The sequence below is a fragment of the Xenorhabdus ehlersii genome (genome assembly GCF_003610465.1).
Taxonomy (GTDB): Bacteria; Pseudomonadota; Gammaproteobacteria; order Enterobacterales; family Enterobacteriaceae; genus Xenorhabdus; species Xenorhabdus ehlersii.
This window is the reverse complement of record NZ_RAQI01000001.1, coordinates 343,735-361,507: the sequence shown is the minus strand read 5'-3', so window position 1 is coordinate 361,507 and position 17,773 is coordinate 343,735. Positions and strand designations below refer to the sequence as shown.

At 45.8% G+C, this 17,773-nt stretch carries 20 protein-coding genes and 1 pseudogene; 1 reads left to right on the top strand and 20 read right to left on the bottom strand.

The window, feature by feature from the left end; all coding sequences use genetic code 11:
- Window positions 1-2 precede the first annotated feature (2 nt).
- The 13 genes and pseudogenes from BDE27_RS01795 to BDE27_RS20335 all read right to left on the bottom strand — a co-directional run.
- A complete protein-coding gene (locus tag BDE27_RS01795) occupies window positions 3-1,037 on the bottom strand; it encodes a DUF6453 family protein (protein WP_099132765.1) in 1,035 nt (344 codons plus the stop codon).
- A complete protein-coding gene (locus BDE27_RS01790) occupies window positions 1,038-5,066 on the bottom strand; it encodes a phage tail tip protein J-related protein (RefSeq protein WP_099132766.1) in 4,029 nt (1,342 codons plus the stop codon).
- On the bottom strand, window positions 5,066-5,650 hold the full coding sequence (locus tag BDE27_RS01785; protein WP_099132767.1) for a tail assembly protein: 585 nt from the start codon (window positions 5,648-5,650) through the stop codon (window positions 5,066-5,068). Before BDE27_RS01785 ends, BDE27_RS01790 begins: the two co-directional genes overlap by 1 nt.
- The gene (locus BDE27_RS01780) at window positions 5,593-6,306 is read right to left on the bottom strand and encodes a C40 family peptidase (RefSeq protein WP_099132768.1); all 714 of its coding nucleotides are present in this window, start codon (window positions 6,304-6,306) and stop codon (window positions 5,593-5,595) included. The genes BDE27_RS01785 and BDE27_RS01780 overlap by 58 nt, the downstream gene beginning before the upstream one ends.
- A 2-nt stretch (window positions 6,307-6,308) precedes the next feature.
- Entirely contained in the window at window positions 6,309-7,013 is a 705-nt protein-coding gene (locus tag BDE27_RS01775; protein ID WP_099132769.1) for a phage minor tail protein L, read from the bottom strand.
- Complete coding sequence (locus BDE27_RS01770; RefSeq protein WP_099132770.1) at window positions 7,010-7,345, bottom strand: phage tail protein; 336 nt, start codon at window positions 7,343-7,345, stop codon at window positions 7,010-7,012. Before BDE27_RS01770 ends, BDE27_RS01775 begins: the two co-directional genes overlap by 4 nt.
- Before the next feature lie 32 nt (window positions 7,346-7,377).
- Complete coding sequence (locus BDE27_RS01765; RefSeq protein ID WP_099132771.1) at window positions 7,378-7,740, bottom strand: hypothetical protein; 363 nt, start codon at window positions 7,738-7,740, stop codon at window positions 7,378-7,380.
- Window positions 7,733-8,095, bottom strand: coding sequence for a hypothetical protein (locus BDE27_RS01760; protein WP_099132772.1), 363 nt, complete (start codon window positions 8,093-8,095; stop codon window positions 7,733-7,735). The genes BDE27_RS01765 and BDE27_RS01760 overlap by 8 nt, the downstream gene beginning before the upstream one ends.
- 82 nt (window positions 8,096-8,177) lie before the next feature.
- Window positions 8,178-11,534: a tape measure protein gene (locus tag BDE27_RS01755; protein WP_099132773.1), complete on the bottom strand. Its 3,357-nt coding sequence runs from the start codon at window positions 11,532-11,534 to the stop codon at window positions 8,178-8,180.
- A 65-nt stretch (window positions 11,535-11,599) separates the two neighbouring features.
- Window positions 11,600-12,124, bottom strand: coding sequence for a hypothetical protein (locus BDE27_RS01750; protein WP_099132774.1), 525 nt, complete (start codon window positions 12,122-12,124; stop codon window positions 11,600-11,602).
- On the bottom strand, window positions 12,121-12,516 hold the full coding sequence (locus BDE27_RS01745; protein WP_147423937.1) for a hypothetical protein: 396 nt from the start codon (window positions 12,514-12,516) through the stop codon (window positions 12,121-12,123). The genes BDE27_RS01750 and BDE27_RS01745 overlap by 4 nt, the downstream gene beginning before the upstream one ends.
- Window positions 12,517-12,625: 109 nt before the next feature.
- Window positions 12,626-13,408, bottom strand: a complete 783-nt coding sequence (locus tag BDE27_RS01740) for a KilA-N domain-containing protein (RefSeq protein WP_099132776.1) — start codon at window positions 13,406-13,408, stop codon at window positions 12,626-12,628.
- Between the two features lie 283 nt (window positions 13,409-13,691).
- Window positions 13,692-13,796 (bottom strand): annotated as a pseudogene (locus BDE27_RS20335) (phage antirepressor N-terminal domain-containing protein); the annotation flags it as partial.
- Between the two features lie 346 nt (window positions 13,797-14,142).
- Between BDE27_RS20335 and BDE27_RS01730 the strand changes: the two are divergent.
- Window positions 14,143-14,502 carry an Arc family DNA-binding protein gene (locus BDE27_RS01730; protein WP_099132778.1) on the top strand — a complete coding sequence of 120 codons (360 nt, stop codon included), beginning with the start codon at window positions 14,143-14,145 and terminating at the stop codon, window positions 14,500-14,502.
- Window positions 14,503-14,564: 62 nt separating this feature from the next.
- Here the strand turns inward: BDE27_RS01730 and BDE27_RS01725 are convergent, their stop codons facing one another.
- Genes BDE27_RS01725 through BDE27_RS01695 form a run of 7 tightly spaced genes read right to left on the bottom strand, consistent with a single transcriptional unit; the run spans window position 14,565 to window position 17,769 of the window.
- On the bottom strand, window positions 14,565-15,254 hold the full coding sequence (locus BDE27_RS01725; RefSeq protein ID WP_099132779.1) for a DUF6246 family protein: 690 nt from the start codon (window positions 15,252-15,254) through the stop codon (window positions 14,565-14,567).
- Window positions 15,255-15,303: 49 nt separating this feature from the next.
- Window positions 15,304-16,056 carry an Ig-like domain-containing protein gene (locus tag BDE27_RS01720; protein WP_099132780.1) on the bottom strand — a complete coding sequence of 251 codons (753 nt, stop codon included), beginning with the start codon at window positions 16,054-16,056 and terminating at the stop codon, window positions 15,304-15,306.
- 51 nt (window positions 16,057-16,107) lie between these two features.
- On the bottom strand, window positions 16,108-16,482 hold the full coding sequence (locus BDE27_RS01715; protein WP_099132781.1) for a phage tail termination protein: 375 nt from the start codon (window positions 16,480-16,482) through the stop codon (window positions 16,108-16,110).
- Window positions 16,479-16,847: a hypothetical protein gene (locus BDE27_RS01710; RefSeq protein WP_099132782.1), complete on the bottom strand. Its 369-nt coding sequence runs from the start codon at window positions 16,845-16,847 to the stop codon at window positions 16,479-16,481. Before BDE27_RS01710 ends, BDE27_RS01715 begins: the two co-directional genes overlap by 4 nt.
- A gap of 1 nt (window position 16,848) precedes the next feature.
- Window positions 16,849-17,196 (bottom strand): hypothetical protein, encoded by a 348-nt coding sequence (locus BDE27_RS01705; RefSeq protein WP_099132783.1) that lies wholly within the window; start codon window positions 17,194-17,196, stop codon window positions 16,849-16,851.
- A gap of 2 nt (window positions 17,197-17,198) precedes the next feature.
- The gene (locus BDE27_RS01700; protein WP_099132784.1) at window positions 17,199-17,567 is read right to left on the bottom strand and encodes a DUF7370 family protein; all 369 of its coding nucleotides are present in this window, start codon (window positions 17,565-17,567) and stop codon (window positions 17,199-17,201) included.
- Window positions 17,545-17,769: a hypothetical protein gene (locus BDE27_RS01695; protein ID WP_099132785.1), complete on the bottom strand. Its 225-nt coding sequence runs from the start codon at window positions 17,767-17,769 to the stop codon at window positions 17,545-17,547. Before BDE27_RS01695 ends, BDE27_RS01700 begins: the two co-directional genes overlap by 23 nt.
- Between the last annotated feature and the right edge of the window lie 4 nt (window positions 17,770-17,773).

The following is a 17,773-nucleotide window of genomic DNA, read 5'->3' as shown; positions in this document are numbered from 1 at the left end:
AATTAGAAGTAATCGTCGAAGTTAATCGCGTAAATGTCGTAATCGATGGGTTTGTAGCTGAAGCTGTTCACCTGAAAATATTCAAAATCCATTTTTCCGGCTTCTCTCACCGAAATGGTGCTGCCTGAGAAGCTGAAACCGGAGTCGGCAAAACGCCAGCTGTTTCCCCCGATATTCTTAGCCAGTTTTGCCAGCCGGTTAACATGTACCATCGGTCGGGCAATGGTTTTGGCTGACCCGCTCCCGTTTCTGACGGGGATCATTTCGCCTAAAAAGAACGGCGTGTAATAAGACGAGTAGGTCATCTCCCCTGACGCGTTATAAACAGCCACCCCCACATCGGGTTTTTTGAGGGAGAAACCGCTGGAGAAAATCACGATAGACACTTCGCAGGGCACGTCATTGTTCATAATGACTTTATTGTGATTCATGCCAACCGCCGCCCCTGATGTTTCTGTTCGGGCAAACACCAGACACTGTTCTCGGTTTGGGATGGCATCCGGCACCCGCCATTGCCCCCATTTTTCTAAGGTAACTTTTCCCCGATAAACGCAATATCCCATCCGGTTCTGATTAGACAGGGTAGAAATCCCATTCATACCTGCCAGTTGAATACCAAATGATTCTCTGTGCTTGGGATACCCACACACCTGAATATAGAAATTCCGTTCGTGTTCAAAAAAGGGAGTGAACCAGCCCGTGACGTTGCCATACCAGTCGGGTTTACCATTGGGGCTGTCACTGTATTCAAAGCGCAGATATTCCCCCTCCATGCGGATGTTAGTGATCCGGATATCGACAATGGCAGAGACGTTGCCATCCTGCCCCACCATTACCGTTTTTGTCGGTATCAGGACAATATTAAAATCCTTGGCTTCCGGAATATGACGGGATTGTTGCCAGCCCTGCTTGCGGTAATCACCGTGCAAATCTACCGCTATTGTTCGTATCAGGCTCAGCGTCTGTGCCCGGTCAGAATCCAGCCGGTAAGGTTTTCCCCCGTCCCCCGGATGCACCAATAATCCTATGTCACTCATTTATATTTCCCCCACCTTAACCCTTAACACGCCATTGCCATCAAAGACCGCCAGCCCGGTATTATCGAGGGCGATCCTCACTCCGCCTGACGACCCTTTCATCTCAAAGGCTCCATTCTTCGGCAAATTCCAGCCACCGTGCGGCCAGTTATTTGAACGCAGCCCGTCAGCAATTTTTGCCATCGTGATGGACGCATCGTTAATTTTGGCTCCATCAATCACTGCGGTGCCCAGAAAGGCTTCCTTGATAAACACCTGCCCGTCTTTCACCATGAAGACAGACTCCAACTTGCCATTACTCGGATTCATCACCGAAAACTGATTGGCCCGTACACCAAAGTGCGTTTCCACCGTGCCGTTTTTGACCTCAGCCCCGATGACCATACCGGATTTATAAAACTGACCGTTGAACCAGACGCCTGCCCCGATATCCTTGATGGCATAGCCATTACCGTCGATATCAAACACCGCAGTCGCTTTCTCGCGGATAATCGCAGACTGATTATTAAACTGCGCCTGAGTACGCTGTTCACTGTCTGCCAACGCTTTGTCCATTTTGGCAATCGCTTTCTGGCTGTTCTGAATACTGGTCTTGACCTCGGTTTTCACGTCATTCTTGACGTCCACAATATCGGCTTTAACCTCTTTAAAGGATTCAGCCGTCGCCGTTTTTTCATCCGCGAAGGCGCGATCTACTCGTGAGATTTCGGCTCGGATTTGTCGCTGCTCACCCGCGGTTCCGCTGGCTTGTGCCGCCAGTTGCAGGGCAGATTCCGCAAAAGCCTTGTCGGTCTCAGATTGCGCGTGCTTAATCTCAACAATGGCAGCCTCTGACGCTTCAAACTTAGCCGCGAGCTGAATCCCCATCTCAGCACGCGCGGCCGACTCCGTGGCAATGGCCTTCTCGTTCTTGATGATCCTGGCTTCAGAAGTCAGCTGACGTTCATTAAACTCATTGAATTCAGCCGATGTTTGCAGTATTGACTCCGCCAGCGCCTTCTCGGTATTGGTGACGGAGGTCTCAATCCGGCTAAGGTCACTTTTTTGTGATGCAAACTGGGATGTTGTCGTCTGCTCGAATTTCGCCTGCGCCTCAGAGAGATTAGCTATCGCCGCCGAATGATGAGTGACACGCCCTGCAACGTCCTGTACCCCTTCCTCAGTCTCCTTAAGAGAAGCCTTAACCTGATTCAGTTCCTGAGAGAAAGCCGCTTCTTGTGTCGCTTGTGCTTCTTTAACCGCCAGCGCCGCTGCGGTATTCTCCGCAACCTCAGCACTGATTTGCTCCTGGAATTTGGTGTGAGCTTCTCTGTCGTTAGCCTGAACCTGTTCAAGTCGATAAATTTCAGCTTTGCGATCAGCGGACTCCTCTGTGACCCTTTGACTGACCTCTGTGGTGAAGTGGGTATTTTCTAACGTCCCCTCAGCGACATAAACCAGCTGATCCTCAAGATTGACCGTTTTGTTGCTCAGTTGGTGAGTGGTGGATTCCAGTTCAATCGTCTTATCACCCAGCGCCTGTGTGACCTTCTCTATCTCCCCAACCTTGTCTGCATTGTGTCTGATGTCTTCTGCCAGACGTTTCCCACTTTCAGAGGACAGAAACTGCTTATCGGTAATGTCTAATATCTCTTTGGCTCTATCATCGGGCTTGCCTTGTGCTTCGACAAAATGCGACTTACCGAACTCATTCACGCTGCGAACGTAGAACCAGTAAGAGGTTCCGGCTTTGAGTTGCCCTTTTGTCCAGAACTTCGCTACCCCCAGAAAATCCGCTTTGGTTTCAATCTCGTTGATATTACGGATCTGCCTCTCTGAAAACCAGAATTCAAACTGGGTATCCAGCGTTTTGGGGGCACTGATATGCGGGATGGCTTTCAGCTCAAAAAAGCCGGGTTCAATATTGATGACCGAAGGGGCTGCCGGTGCGCCAATGATCATCTGAACTTTGGATTCCTCCCCCAACATGCCGCTGTCGTCACGGGCACGAACCCCGACCATGTAAATGCCCGCATCCAGACCATTAAAATAGTATTCCAACTCCTTTGTGCTTCCGCGTGATACCACCTTATTATCACGATATACCGACACATCAAACGTGATGTTGCGGTTTATCGTCGTGGTCGCCCACATCGCGCGAGCCTGCACCTGAGTGCTATCCTGAATGTAAGCCATGCTCAGGCGTTCAATATTGGGAATGCGGATCACGTTTTGTGTGGCGGGCGTACCCTGAAAATCAACGCCATTATCAACAATCGCTTCTTTCTGTGGTTCATGCTGAATGCAGGTAAAATTGTAATTTCCCGTCTTATTGTCTTCGGCAATACTCATCACTCTGAACAATCGAGTGACCAGTGATTTTTTGGAAATGGAAAAAATGCCCCATTGTCGCAAGCCAACAGGCACATCTTTCAGGGTAACAACATCACCACTGACCGATTCGATATCAACCCGAACAAACTTCCCTTCGGTTCCCATGTAAGAGAAATAACCGGACTCACCCTGTACAAATTCTGCGGGTGCATCAAGACGCACCGCCTTACCGGAGAAAGAAAGCACACGTCCGCCGATTCGGGCGGCGGCGAAAGTGTTATCGGCAATTTCAACGATGTCACCGGGTATGCAGTTAATCCCCTCTTTACCTGTACTGAACGTCACGGAATCCGTTTCGAGTTTCTCAGTTTCAATTATCCATTTGCCGACACGATGCGCTTGCCCGCGACTGGTACAGCCGAATGCGACAATCTTTTTGACGTTAATACCAAAACGCGCGACCAGTTCATCATCTTGAATGATTTCCCGCTCATTCTTCCAGCCGTTATCTGGATTAGTCCACGTGACTTCGATAACTGTATGCCGGGCTTTCTTTGCCGCCGCACTGTAGTTAAATTTACCCTCAACCACGTTAGCATTGGTGAATGCCCAGACCGGATCTGTGGGCCTGTCCTGAAAACAGGTCAGTTGCAGTCCGTTCCAGACCTGCATACCACGAAAGACGGAAGCTAAATCATCCAGTACATCCCGTGCTTTACGTTGTGTTGCGATGTAGGCATTACAGGTAAAGCGGGGTTCAGTCCCGCCAAATCCATCCGGCACAAACTGGTCGCAATATTGCGCGATGGCATACAGGGCGAATTTGTCACAACCAAATGACCCCATTAGCCGCCCGATGCCATAGCGGGTGTTGGTCACCAAATCGTAGAATATCCACGCAGGATTATTGGTGTACGCTGGCTTAAAGCGCCCTGTCCATACCCCCTTATATTCACGGGTTTCTGGGTCGTAATTATCGGGCACCTGAACAATCATGCCCTTAATGTGATAAGTGCGCTTGGGAGTATCGGCAAATAGTGAGCGATCAATTCGCATCCCCGCCACTGCACTGTTGGGATAACTCATCAGGGTATCAGTGATTTCGGTATAACTGGCCCAGACCGTGCCATTGCGAAGCTGGTCGCTTTTGCTGTCCTCCGTTAAGCGGGACACCCTAATCTGGAACGGTTTTTTCTTGGGGGCATCAATGGTATGGGATTCCAGATATTGCCCGCTGATTTTCGCTGGGCCGATATGCACAAACTTGGCGTTATACCAGCCAGAGCCATCATTCACATCGATAGACAGTTGCACAGAACTGTTTTCCTGATTGCCCTTGTCATCAGTCTTAACGAGCTGGCTCACCCCCACCGTAAACCTGACCCTGTCTACATCCCGATTTGATACTGACCTCAAAATAGGCGTGTCTTTCTTCACTTCGACACTGACCGGAATTTCACTTTCGACAAACGGATAATCGCTTAACGGCTCCTGAGATTGCGTCCCTGCCCGCCACTGGACAGTGACTCCGTGGATGCTGGGATTGCCGCTCTTGTCAACAACAGGAGTTTCATTAATTCTGAACCCATGCAGGCCGCCGACCGGCCCTTCAATTTGTCCTTCACTAATCAAATCAACAATGTTCAGAAACTGCTTATTTTTCAGGTTATCATCAAGCAGTTTCGGTGTACTGCCACCGCCTCCACCTTTTCCCATTATTCTGTCTCCAAGCCTTGAGAAATCACGTTCGACCCCACCACCAACTCACCGTATGCAATGGGAACCGGATAGCCCTGACCGATACGATTCTCTAATGAATTGAAATACTGGTTGCCATCCGATTTGCTTGAACCCATTTCAGGGGGTTGAGGCATTTTGGTTAGCATTGATGCCAGTCCAGCACTGATTAGGGCAACACCTGCAACCGCTAAGCCGGTTGCCACTGCGCCAGATGTACCCGCCCATGCCGCAATGGATGCCCCCCCCGTATAGAATGCCGCCGCAACAGCCACAACGCCCAAAATAGCCATGCCGACCCCATTACCACCAGCGCCACCAACAACCGGAACAATAGTAACGGTATCACCATCATTCAGCGGATGGTTCATACCAACGGGAATGCTATTTTCTGTCATATCGCGTCCAGCAATGCGAACACGGATCAGGCCATCAGAAAGCGCTTTCTGGAAGCCTTTCAACTGGTAGCATAAGCATCTGACGGCCTCCGCTGCATCACGAACCTCTAACTCGTAGCGACGACCAAATCTTCTAAGATGGCCTCCCAGCTGTAATTTGACCATTGTTTATGCCTCCATATTGAATGTGTATATCTGAGCCAAAAACCGTCATAAATATCGCGTTTGCTAATACGGTCTGGTCGATGGTGTAGGATTTGCTGATGACCGATATAGATAGCCCCGTGGCAGGGCGTTTGACTCCCCAGACAAATAAGAATGATGTCGCCGGGCTGAATATCATCAACCTGTTCAAACCCCTGACTGAGACTGTGATCAAGATACAGGTTTTGCCCTTTGTTCCACCACTCATCCTCACGCTCGGCATCTATTAATTCGATACCTGCAAGATGATAAGCATCCCGGATGAGGGAATAGCAATCCTGCGTGCCATGTATAAACTCTCGACCCAATAACCGTGGGACGGGGCGGAATTTATGCACCCGATCACCGCAGACTAACCACCACGGCAGACCTGTTTTAATTTGCTGTTCTCTGTCTCCCGTACTCAGTCGAGGTTTTCCATTTGGATGACTGTGAACAATGGCTTCAATGTCTGCAAAGCACTCTGCGGTTATCCAGTCATCCGGATTAATTTCGAAGTAGCGCTCAGGATCGGGTGAAATATTGCGGCACGGGAAATAGCGTCCATCAGAAATCAGGCCGCACGCTTCCCTCACCCCTTCCGCTTTCGCGTGGGCGATAATGTCTTGTTCAATCATGATTAACCTAACCTGTTAGCACCTAAAAAGCCGCCAAAGGGCATGGACAAAGGACGGGGAAAACGCTTAAGACAGCCACTGTATTTCTTTGAGCACCTATCTTTCTGTGGATGGGGGGTTGGCTGGTCTTTTTCATCGGCGACCGGTGGGCCATCATAACCACAATCGGCAGAACGGTACTGCCAGCAACAGATATCCGCCTGAATCACCCGCGCCGGAATAAGCGCTCCGTCGGTTTCACTGGGTAAGGCCAGCACATACGTCACGAAATCAGCATTGGAATCTTGTTTTTGTTCTATCAGGTACTTACTCACCGCTTCTCGTGTTGGATCAGACTGTGGGTTACCGTTCGGAAAATTCACTGCATCCAGATAAATCTCAGGCACTTGATGACGCGTTACAACTGCGCCCAAGGCATCATTGAAATCCTGATTTATTGCCGTAAGGAATCCGTCAATGTTGGCAAAGACCATTTTCGGTCTGGAACTTGGTCCTTTCCCGCTCATCTCAAACCCTGTCACCTCAACCGGATAAGGCTCATAGCGCACCCCCTGCCAGATAACCGGCTGTAACTTTCCGTTCATACCGTCATGAAAACGGTATATATCACCACCAAAGGCCGTTAAATCGATTTCATACAGATTGAGAATGGCGTTCTGGCTAAGCTCAGTGACCTCAATCCGCATTTCTTTTGGGATGTCTCTCATGCCACTACCTCCTCAAAGACGCAGCTAATAGACCAACGCATCCGATGGCGGTTGACCGTCCAAGATCGACACACAAAAGTGCGCAATTGGTTATCATCACTGGTTCGCCATGTGAATGACTCCACTGCCCCTCGCGCTCGTAGAAACTCATCAATAGCACGTCCGGTTTCTACGCTCCCGACAAAGCTGAGCTGGTAGCGTTTTAACTGGTTATTGATGCCGTCTTTGATACGTTGCTCATAACCGTCACCAAACTTGATAACCTTTACTCGCGGCTCATGAGTCACCTCATGGTTATCCTGAGGCCGCCATTTAAATTCTGGTCTTGTCATATTTCACCCAATAAAAAACCCTCCGAAGAGGGTTATTTTATAAATGCATCAATTATTTTGGGTATTGCGGGTAGTAGCTGAGAAAAGATAACGGCTCCAGCAACCCAAAAAATTATTTTGTTAGCAGAACTTGTGACATCTGCTTTAGTGGCATAATTAGATTCTATTACGGCGATCTTAGTTTTCATGGCACTGACATCACCTGTAACGGTTTTTAGATCAGACTTCATATCATTCATGGTGGTTTTGATATGTGCAATGTCTGATTCAAGTTTTGCTACTCTTGCTTCCATATCTCCACCTCCGCCATTTCCACCAGTGTGATCACCTGTTTCTATTCTTGGCAAGGAATCCTCTTTACGTATGGGAATCACATTTTCTGAACGTTCAGCCATTTTTATCTTCCCTACCCTGTTTATCACTATTTTCTATCCAATTAATAACAGGATAAGCATTAAAATATATCTCGTAGCCACAATCTGGGCAAATGCCCCTGTATTCATAATTAGCTATATAATATTTGCTTTTAGAAACTAACTCATTGACCTCTATCGGAATAAGAAAGAATTCTTCTTTGGGGGCATCAGCCATTGAGGGAAATCTAATATCCGTATTACCACACATTAGGCATGAAGCTGTGACAATTCCTTTATCTTTCAGAAATAAAGAAAAATTTAAAGGGGTAACTGATTTAAATTTCTCCCAAAGTTTCTTCTCATTACTTTCGACTCTCTCCAGTTCAGTATCCATCACCCACTCCAATAACAGAAGTTTTATTACACAATTTAAGCATCAATTATTGGGAACGTGCTACTGATTTTATTTACAGCCCTTAATATCCGACTTTCTCAAAAAGACCATTGTCTCTCATTTGGTTTACGACAAACTCGTTCATTTTAGCATCAATGATATTTGAAAGCATTCTCGCATCCTGCTCAGTAACGCCACCTTGTGTACTGATTGTAATCTGGTTTGTTTGTTGGAGAATGACCGTCTTACCCCCTTTCCCCATATCCCTATTACTAATCACCTGACCCCTGTCACCCGGTATCATGTATTGATGACCGTTATTGGCCTTGAATATCTCCGGCTTGTTATTTTCACCAATACGGTAAGCACCGTTCGGACTGACTGGCCCACCATTTTTACGCGCCCCCAGTAAGGCAATCATGGCTGGTACTGCGGCTGTCATGGCTGCCATACCGACAGTCGCGGCTGTCCCCATTGTGGCGACACTTTGCGCCGCAGCCGCTGGAGCCATTGCCGTAGTAATCGTCGCACCCGTAGCAACAGACGATGCAGCCGCAACTTTGTTAGCGGCTACCCCCATCATCATATTCTTGATTTGCTGCATCCCCATCTGAACCAGTGCGGAAACCGCCTCATTGGTAATGGTTAAAGCCAGATTGCGCATGGCTTCGTCGGCGGTTTGAGTGCCGGTTAACAGCCCGGTGATGGCATTAGCGGAACGTTGCCCTAATGCGTCTAGTGAGTTAGCCAAAAACTGATTAGCTTGGTTCTGGTTACGCCATATCTCCCACGAGGCATTCAGGCGATCTTGCTCATATTTGGTATTGGCCGCATTCGTCAGTTCAATGCCACGCTGAGTTAACTTGCCTTTTTCAGTTTCGAACTGAGTGATCATCTCAAGCTGTTTATTGTGGCGGTTAGCAAGCTCCTGAATCGGGTCAATCTGTGCAGTGAGTTCTTGCTGAGGGGTGACGACTTTGTTTACATTAATTTCTGCGATGGCTTTTGAGTATTTAGCAGCAATTTCCAACTCACGCTGATGATATTGCTCTTTTGTTACCAGATCTCCCTTAAGCTGTCGTTCTAATTGTTCACTGTCTAGTTTTCGCGCCTGTTCAGCTTTGGCAAGAGTATCTTTTTCAAGAGCGTCTTTCTTATCTTTATCCCGCTGGTATATTTCATATAATTTAGTCGAGGTTGCTTTTGCTTGGGCAATTTGCTTTGGAGTGGCTTTGTCACCTAGCGCCTTAACAGCATCATATTTCGCCATCTCAATACTGCCCTCTTTATATCCAGTATTAAGTCGGTCTAAGGCTTCTTGCTGACGTTTTAAAGATTCAGCGGCTTCATTAGCTGATTTTGATGATTTTTTATTGGATTTTTTTGATGCTTCTCCATTTTCCCATATCTGTGCATATGTTTCTTTCAATATGTTAATGGCATTTCCATCTGTGGTGCCTGCATCCTCAGCATCATATTCAGCTTGTTGTTCCGCTCTGGCTTTCCCTTCCAGTTTACTCAAAGCTAAACGCCTTTCAGCTTGCTTTATTAGCTTTTCTCCCTCCGCTCCACCCCAATTTATTTTGAGATATTCGGAGTTAAACTCTTTTAACTCATTAGTCGCTATACCTAGAATTTGAGCAAAATGCTCCTGTGCGCCAGTCATTCTAGCAATTGAAGTTATAGCCTGATCTTGAGCCTCTGCATTTTCCTTAGCAGCTTTCATTTGTTCAACGATAGTTTCATTAACTCGCTTATATATTAGCGCCAAAAATCCTTCTGCATCAGCTAATTTTGTTTTCTTGGTATAGATATCTCCCGCTAATTCTTTTGCTTTCCTGACATTCTTATTATAATTGACCATGTAACCACTATTTTGATCTGTGGTTACTCCAAATTGAACAGCTAAATCCCAATACTTCTTTTGCTCTCTATTTGCTTCCTTAAGCTCTTCCTCTAGATCATTCATTTCATCCTTTAAGTTTTTTATATACTCTATCGTTTTGGCTCCAGATGCCTCTGCCTGTACGTTATTCATTTCTTTTAATTTTTTAATAACATCTGGCAAGGTTTCTCCAAACTCCATAGTGGCTTGCTTTGCTTGTTGTGCCTGTTGGTAGTAATAGAATATCGCTCCACCAGCTAACATAGCAGCCCCCATAGGCCCACCAATTAAAGCAAGTGCGCCCTTTAACCCTGTCAAGGTTATACTAGCCGCTCTATTTGCCACAGCTGATCGTTCTGTCGCTGCCGTTTCTGCATTTTTGGCTTGGACATAAACCGCTGATGTAGCTATAGCGGCTGATTTCTTAGCGTTGAGATTATCCAATGCAAATGCTTCCGCAGCACTCCCTTTTGCTACGTTATACTCAGCCTGAGCAAGATTTAGCGCAGAGGCAGCAGCATCTTTATCAGCCCACGCCTTTCTTGTTGCTGCTTGAGCGGCATATAATGCATTCCGAGCTGAAACCTGTGTTGCTCTCGCCTCACCAATGGATGCAGCAGTGCTCTCCAATTTTTTTCTCGTAGCTAGCGCCAACGCCCCAACGAATCGAGAACCCATTACAGCAGCGACCACCAGAACCACATTTGAAACAGCATCCATATTTTCACTCAAGGTAATGATCACATCATTAAATGCGCTAACTCCGGCTTTTACTGTGGATGACTCACCAAAAAATTTGGTCAGATTATTGCCCGCCACTTGCATAGATTGACCCATTGTCATGGTGGTCTTCGCAAATTCTTTGCCAATAATATTGCCTTGAGACAGTAATCCATTGACTATCACATCTGTCGTCAATTTCCCTTGTGCGGCCATCTTACGCAGCTCACCAATGCCAACGCCCAGAGAGTCAGCTAAAGCAACCATTATTCGACTGCCTTGCTCTGCCACAGAGTTAAATTCCTCTCCACGCAGAACGCCAGACGCTATGCCTTGTGATAACTGGATGATTGCGTTTTCAGCTTCCGTTGCTGTTGCACCGGAGACAATAAATCCTTGGTTGATGATTTCCGTTAGCCTTATCAAATCCGCCGCTGATGTGTTGTATTCTCTCGTCCCTCTCTCCAGTCGAGAATAAAGTGTTGCCGTTCCGTTTAAACTAGTGCGACTATCCTGAGAAATCTGAAATACTCTATTAGTTACATCGACCAATTGCTCATTAGTCCGAACTGAGTTAACCAGTTTATTATTCAGAACTGTCCACGCATCTGCATAAGCCGCTACTTGCTGAACTGATAACGCTGAGGTGAGAGCTACGGCAACTTTAGAAACCGAGGATAAAGCTCTTTCTGCTCCTTGAGCAGCTCTTCCCGTTTGGTTAAAACCTTGCTCCATCCTTTCAAGTCGTTCGTTAACTTGCCGTTGCGCTGTCAGAAGTTGAGCTACATCCATCGAAACCTGATAAACAATATTACCTACCTGATGTTCAGCCATTTTCAGTTTCCTTAAAAAAAGAAAACCCCGCCGAAGCGAGGTCTTAGTCACCAATTAATTTTTTATTACAAGGCGCTTTTCAAATCATCGGTGTCAAATTGGATTTTCGTTTCTCCATTACTAGTTGAAATAATAGAGTTAACATTACCTTTTCTGTACACATTGTACTTAGTATCTAGACAAGATTTTTCCCTCACACAACCATATGGAATTTTTTTCACTGCGTCACTATCTGTAACACTATTCTCTGTTGCCACTGACTCACCAAGTTTGCTACGCGCATAAGAGGAAAGATTCTTATAATATGATGATGAATCATCTTTCACCGTTGCTGCAACACTAACTATTTTACCATCAATAACTTGAACGAAATAATTTGCAGAATCTCCGGCTTCTGGGCTTGGAACTTTTTTTAGATCAGCTAATATGAAATGTTTTTTTGATGGAATTAAATCAATTTTCTCTACTAACTCCCGTTTTTTTAATTTATCAAAATCTCCACCAAGAGTTATGCCAAACACCTCAACTGAGCTATCACAACCGATCAGAAATAAGCAGCATATCATGGCTGAAAAGAATTTTTTCATCATAACTTCTCATCGCTAGCCAAGCACTTCTCTAAGATTTCTCTTCTATTCTGTTCAACTGGAACAGCCCCAAGTATCGTTTTATAAAATTTCACTTCTGAACCGTTGGGAGTGCCTTTCACGTCTGCAAATATAGAATCACTATAAGTAAATATAGTGGTAACGCCATTGAATGATTCGGTGTGGACTGTATTATCTCTTCCCAATAATATCCTTGTATTCGTCCACCCGTTATATATGCAACCAGCGAGATCTTGTGCATTTCTGCTACTCTGGCTTTCAAAATTCGGACTTTTATTTCTGGCTTCATTGGGCGTTGCCATACACCCAGACAGTATCAACGCTGAAAAAGAAACTCCGGCTATTAATAACTTCCTCATCACAATCCCCATCATCAAATTTTGCTTATAATACCAACCAGTTAGCGCAAAAGAACGCAAAAAGCCACATTTAAGTGGCATTTATGTGATGGTGATTTGATTCAAAGCCATCCGTGGCTTGGGGTTAGCTCAGTAACTTCTTAGCCTTTCGTTCAATTGCACACTTCGTCGAGTAAGTTGTCCCAGTGGTATCCCATAAGTAAGCGTGAAACCGTGAAGCTATTGGTGAATTCACTAATTTTAGTGCTGGTGATATAGACTCTTCCCATATGTCGACCATTTTTCTGAGACGACTATGAATCACTCCAATGTTATTTAGCTCAAGCGACAAATCCATTTGTGTAGGTTGAGATGGTAACTCTTCTTTGCCAAGATATTCACCCTCCATTGCCATCTTGTGAACATATTCGATAGCCTGTGGTAACTGATCGGCTGTCAATTCATCTATATGCTCTACATTGAACCGTTGGTGAACTAAAGAATAAGCTTCTGGGTACATGATGCTTTTCTTGCTCACCAAAAGGTTAATGGCGTTCTTTAATGGGTTACGTTGTTGGACTGTGGTTTTACTTTCTACTGCATTAATACGACCATTAACCAAGTTATCATACGCCCTAATGACTTTTAGGGCGAATGTGGCGCTAATCCACATTGCATAGGAATAAACAAGCTCTTTACAAACATAAGTGCCGCCATAGCGACCTTTACGGGATTCGACAGGATTAAATACGCAGATCTGTGTATTTAAAATTTCCTGAATTAATTCATTGGTTTGATCAAGTCTAAGCCAAGCTGCAGGTTCATGTTTACGCTCTCCGCCAGAAGCCTGATGAAGGTCATTAATGGAATAACGCCCTTTGGCGTCTTGGTGAATAGTGATATCAGAGATGATAATTTGATTAGCCATAAATGACTCCTTACTTTTTTCTGAAAAGTGAACAACCATAAAATGGTGCCGGGAGGTTCAGAACGGCAGTAAGCGCCGCGGACTCATTCCCCTTTCGGGTGTTATATTCGTCGCCCTCCCGACTTTGAGTCAGGGGAGTGATAGCCGTAAGGCTACCATCAAAAATTAGGCATAAAAAATCCAACACTGACGGGGTTGGTTTTGACCGCTTACTTGAGGTTCTGACGCCTCTAAGACAAGTGTATAAAGCAATGTTTATAATGTCAATAACAGTTGAGTCCATCATCGGTACATATGGCTCACCGTTATAATTAACGACATAGAGATCTGAGCCATAAAATGGGACATTAATAGTTTTACTAACTTCTTTAGTTGCTATAATAAGCATGTCTATATTCCCCTATCTAGGTATTAGACGATTTAGAAGCCCCTGACTGTTCCAGCAGTTGGGGGCTTTTCCGTTTTGGAACGGTACTATTTATTGCGTAATTGTAACGTTTTGTAAAGGAAATCGATTGAGAATTGCGATATGCTTCGAATATTCAACCAACTACACACGTAATGCGCGTAAATATGTATTGTTAATACTAACAATCACTGTTAAATTAGCCAATTCTGTTGAACAGATCAGTATTTGATCACCGCCCTTGGCTTGGTGCCATCACTGTAAGCCGTGCTGCATAAATGATGCTAAATTTGCACTATGATTAATTCATCATAATTTGAGGTACACCATGACTAAGAGATGCCCCAGCCAAGAAATGGATAGATTTAACGTCCGTATGCCTACCGGCATGAGGGGTGAGATAGCTAAACTAGCAAAGAAAAACGGACGTTCAATGAATTCGGAACTCATTGAGATGTTAAAATTTGCTATTGAACATAAGGAAGCCTTAGATTCCGATAAAATTAGTCTCTCTATCTCTCCCAGTGTCATCCGCGCAATTCTGTCTCCGGCTTCACCTGAAAAAACGACAATTTTAGCCTTGCTTAAGGATGTGGTGCAGAATATTCAACAGATAGAAAAAACTCTGAGAACAACTAGCGCAAAAAAGGCTAGGTCCAATAACAAGGGGTTATTCAGGCACAAATGAAAAATCTGCGCGGGCGGGCTGGGATAATTAATCGGTATATTGAACGCTCTAGTTTGCGACTATTATTTTTTCATACTCACTAACCTTCGCTTACCACTCATCAGGTCATTAGTGCGCTGATCATCAGCATCAATAACGGCGTCGTACTCTTCGCGAGTAAAACCTTTCTCATCAGGAAACTTGGCTTTCAGCATCATCTGAAATTCAGTCATCGTTAACTGCTCGGCTTCTTCGCGTGACATATTGAAATGAGCGCGGGCTGCGTTGATGTATTCAATGGCTTTAAACTGGTCAGAAAACGCTTCCGTTCCTTCATGACGCTGGAGTCTTCTGATTTTGACCCGACCAATAACACCATGCGTTATCAGTTCGCGAGCAATAACAATGATGTCATTTATTGGTACTCTTCCCGGACGATATATAATTCCTTTTCGCCCTGGTCGCCATTCCCCGATCAGTTCGTCCGCATCTTCTTCACAGCACGCCTGTATAACTATCATGGACGCTGACAGAATAGCGCGCCCAAATACAGGTTTACGCATTAGTTTAATCAGCCAGTCGGGAAGTGTGCCATAAGCCACCAGCGCACGGTTAATTAACTCCTGAGTCTCTGCCCCATTGAGAAAAGTGTACGTCTCCACAATTTGTCGAGGTGTACCGATACGTGTCATTGCAGAGAAAGAGGGGCGCAGTAAATAATCGGTTTTATCAGTAGAGATAACCATCTCACCAATATCAATAATAGGCGTCATAATTCCTCCTGAACATTATCAAGGGCGCTCGGAAGTGCCCTTTGTGATGTTATGCCGTGACGGTAACTCCACACTTAATTGTCTTACTGCCATCCCTCGTAGTAACTGTGATGTTGGCAGAGCCTTCTGCAATGCCTTTTACTGTTACGACATTACCTATCTGGCTCACTGTCGCAATACTGGGTTTGTCTGATACTGCGGTATAGGTTTTGTCAGTAGCATCAGCAGGATTGAAATTCACCATAAAAGAACCTGCTTTCCCTTTCGCTACTGTCAATGACTGAGGGTTAACAGAAACTGACTGCACCGCAACCTCTTCAATCAACCAATCAACCGTATCGGCATCACTCACTTTCAGCTCGCCAGAGTATGTCGCAAACTCGCTAGAACCAAACTGAGAGGACCATGACGTAAATACCATGTACGCCTGTAATACCAGCGAATCTTCTCCGGTGAAGTCCATCTGCACCCAATACGCAGGTTGGCGCCCCGCTTGAACCTCCTTCGGGATTTCCTTCAACAAACGCAATGGACCAAAGTCTTCACTTTTATCTCGCTTGCGGTATTCACCATCAAAACTAATGGTTAAGTCCATACTAGTAACAACACTTTCCACCAGCCCTTTTGAATCATCAGCCTCTGAGGTCAGAGTATTGGGTGACAGGTCAAATGATTTGGTGGTCAATGCACCTATCCGAAAAAACGCTGATTGGTCTGGCGCTGCATCAGGGCAGCCCTGCGCAAGGCGTATAATAGCGTTACGACCAATGAGCTTATTGGTTTCTACTGGGCAATCTGCCATGTGAATAACCTCTTATAATAAAAATAAAAAAGGCCGCGTAAGGCGACCTGATTAGGATGTACAGCGAAAGAGCAACCGGATAACGTACCGGTTCTCTTGGGTGGGAATAGGGACGGGCAGGCCACCCAGATTAAAGACCGCGTTCAGGCAGTCATCATCAGGATGCACCGCCACATAATCGAGTATCTTCTGGGCGTGCTGGATAACGGGTTGGGGATTATTCTGTCCGCTGACCAGAATGACCTGCACATTGTCGTCAGCCCCTAAATCATCCAGCCGACCTGTTCCCCCAGCAGGCTGAAAGACCATATATTGTGTCTGACCGTCATCCCCTTTTTGCTCAATCCAGTTGAGCATCTGGATTTTAAAACCGTCAGTGAGTGCTGCTTTCCCCAGATAATGGCGGAATTGCTCAAAGACCATCATAGTTTCAGCTCCTGTGCCACAGCCTTATCGATCTGCTGCCTCATCTCATCAAAGCCCAGTTTCAGAAACGCCTTCTTCGCTGTTGCTCGTCGGAATGTCTGCTTCACATTCGGATCATGGACATAAACGGCATAGTTTGCCGAATAACCCACACGTCCAGTGAGCAGTACGCCATCAAAACGCACATCACGGAACTGAGAGTTAATCAGCGTGGAAGTATCAATCGGAGTATAAAGCGCAGCCTGAGCACTTCCGATATACAGAGCCTTATATATGGCACGGACAACTTTCCGTCCTCGTATATCACCGATTAGGGCGTTGAGTTTTGTCTTTGCTTCACTAATGCCTTTCACCTTTACGCCCATATCACACACCTGTTACTAATGCGTAATCATCCGCTGTACGTTCAAAGGTATCTGCATAACGAACAATATGTTTGATTTCATCAGCGTCTGCCTCTATAGGATTTGGATTAGAGGACTCGCCAATCAATATGTAATCACCTGTGGATGCATTAGCAAACTCCGTCCAGAAGGTGTTTTTAGCGACCAGTTCAGTACCAATGCCTGATATTTTGCTGGACAGCCCACCCTGATAATCACATAGGATGATTTGTGGTGTTTCATAACCCAACGGTCGGCCATATTCATCAGTTCCTAACAGCTTCCAGAAGGTACAAGGGGCGGTATAGCCCCAGCTAGCAACACTACTCATACTCACCCCACCACATCAAAGAAGCCGACAGATTTACTCTCCAGTGGTAAGCCAGACAAGCAGCCGGATGTATCCCACATTCTGATTTGCTTAAGCGGATAATCCGTGCCAGCGGAATCATAAGCGAATGAACGGGAAGCACCGGAAGGTGCACTCTGCGAGGCAATTTTCCTTGCGCCTGACAGCGAGGCCAGACGAACAGCGGAATAGATAAGCAATAGCTTTTGCAACTTTTCATCGTAACCATGAGCCGCCATACACTCAGATTTTTCATTTACCCGACCCAGTAACAACTCAAGAACTGAATCAGGCAATGTAAACCCAAGTTCGGCTATCATTGGCTTGATATCATTCAGCGCTATCTGCACCATCGTGTTTATCCTTCTTACCTTTGCCTTTTGCTTTGGCTGGTGTGGCAACTTCAAGCTTTCTGTCTTCGATTCTCTCTACCAGACCAGCTTTAACCCATGATCCCGCATTGCCTTCTGAAACTTCTAGCAGAGCGCCAACCTCTAGCTTTTTGAGGTTGGCACCAGCAAAAAAGTTATTTGAAATAACCCTTACCAATGCCATAAGT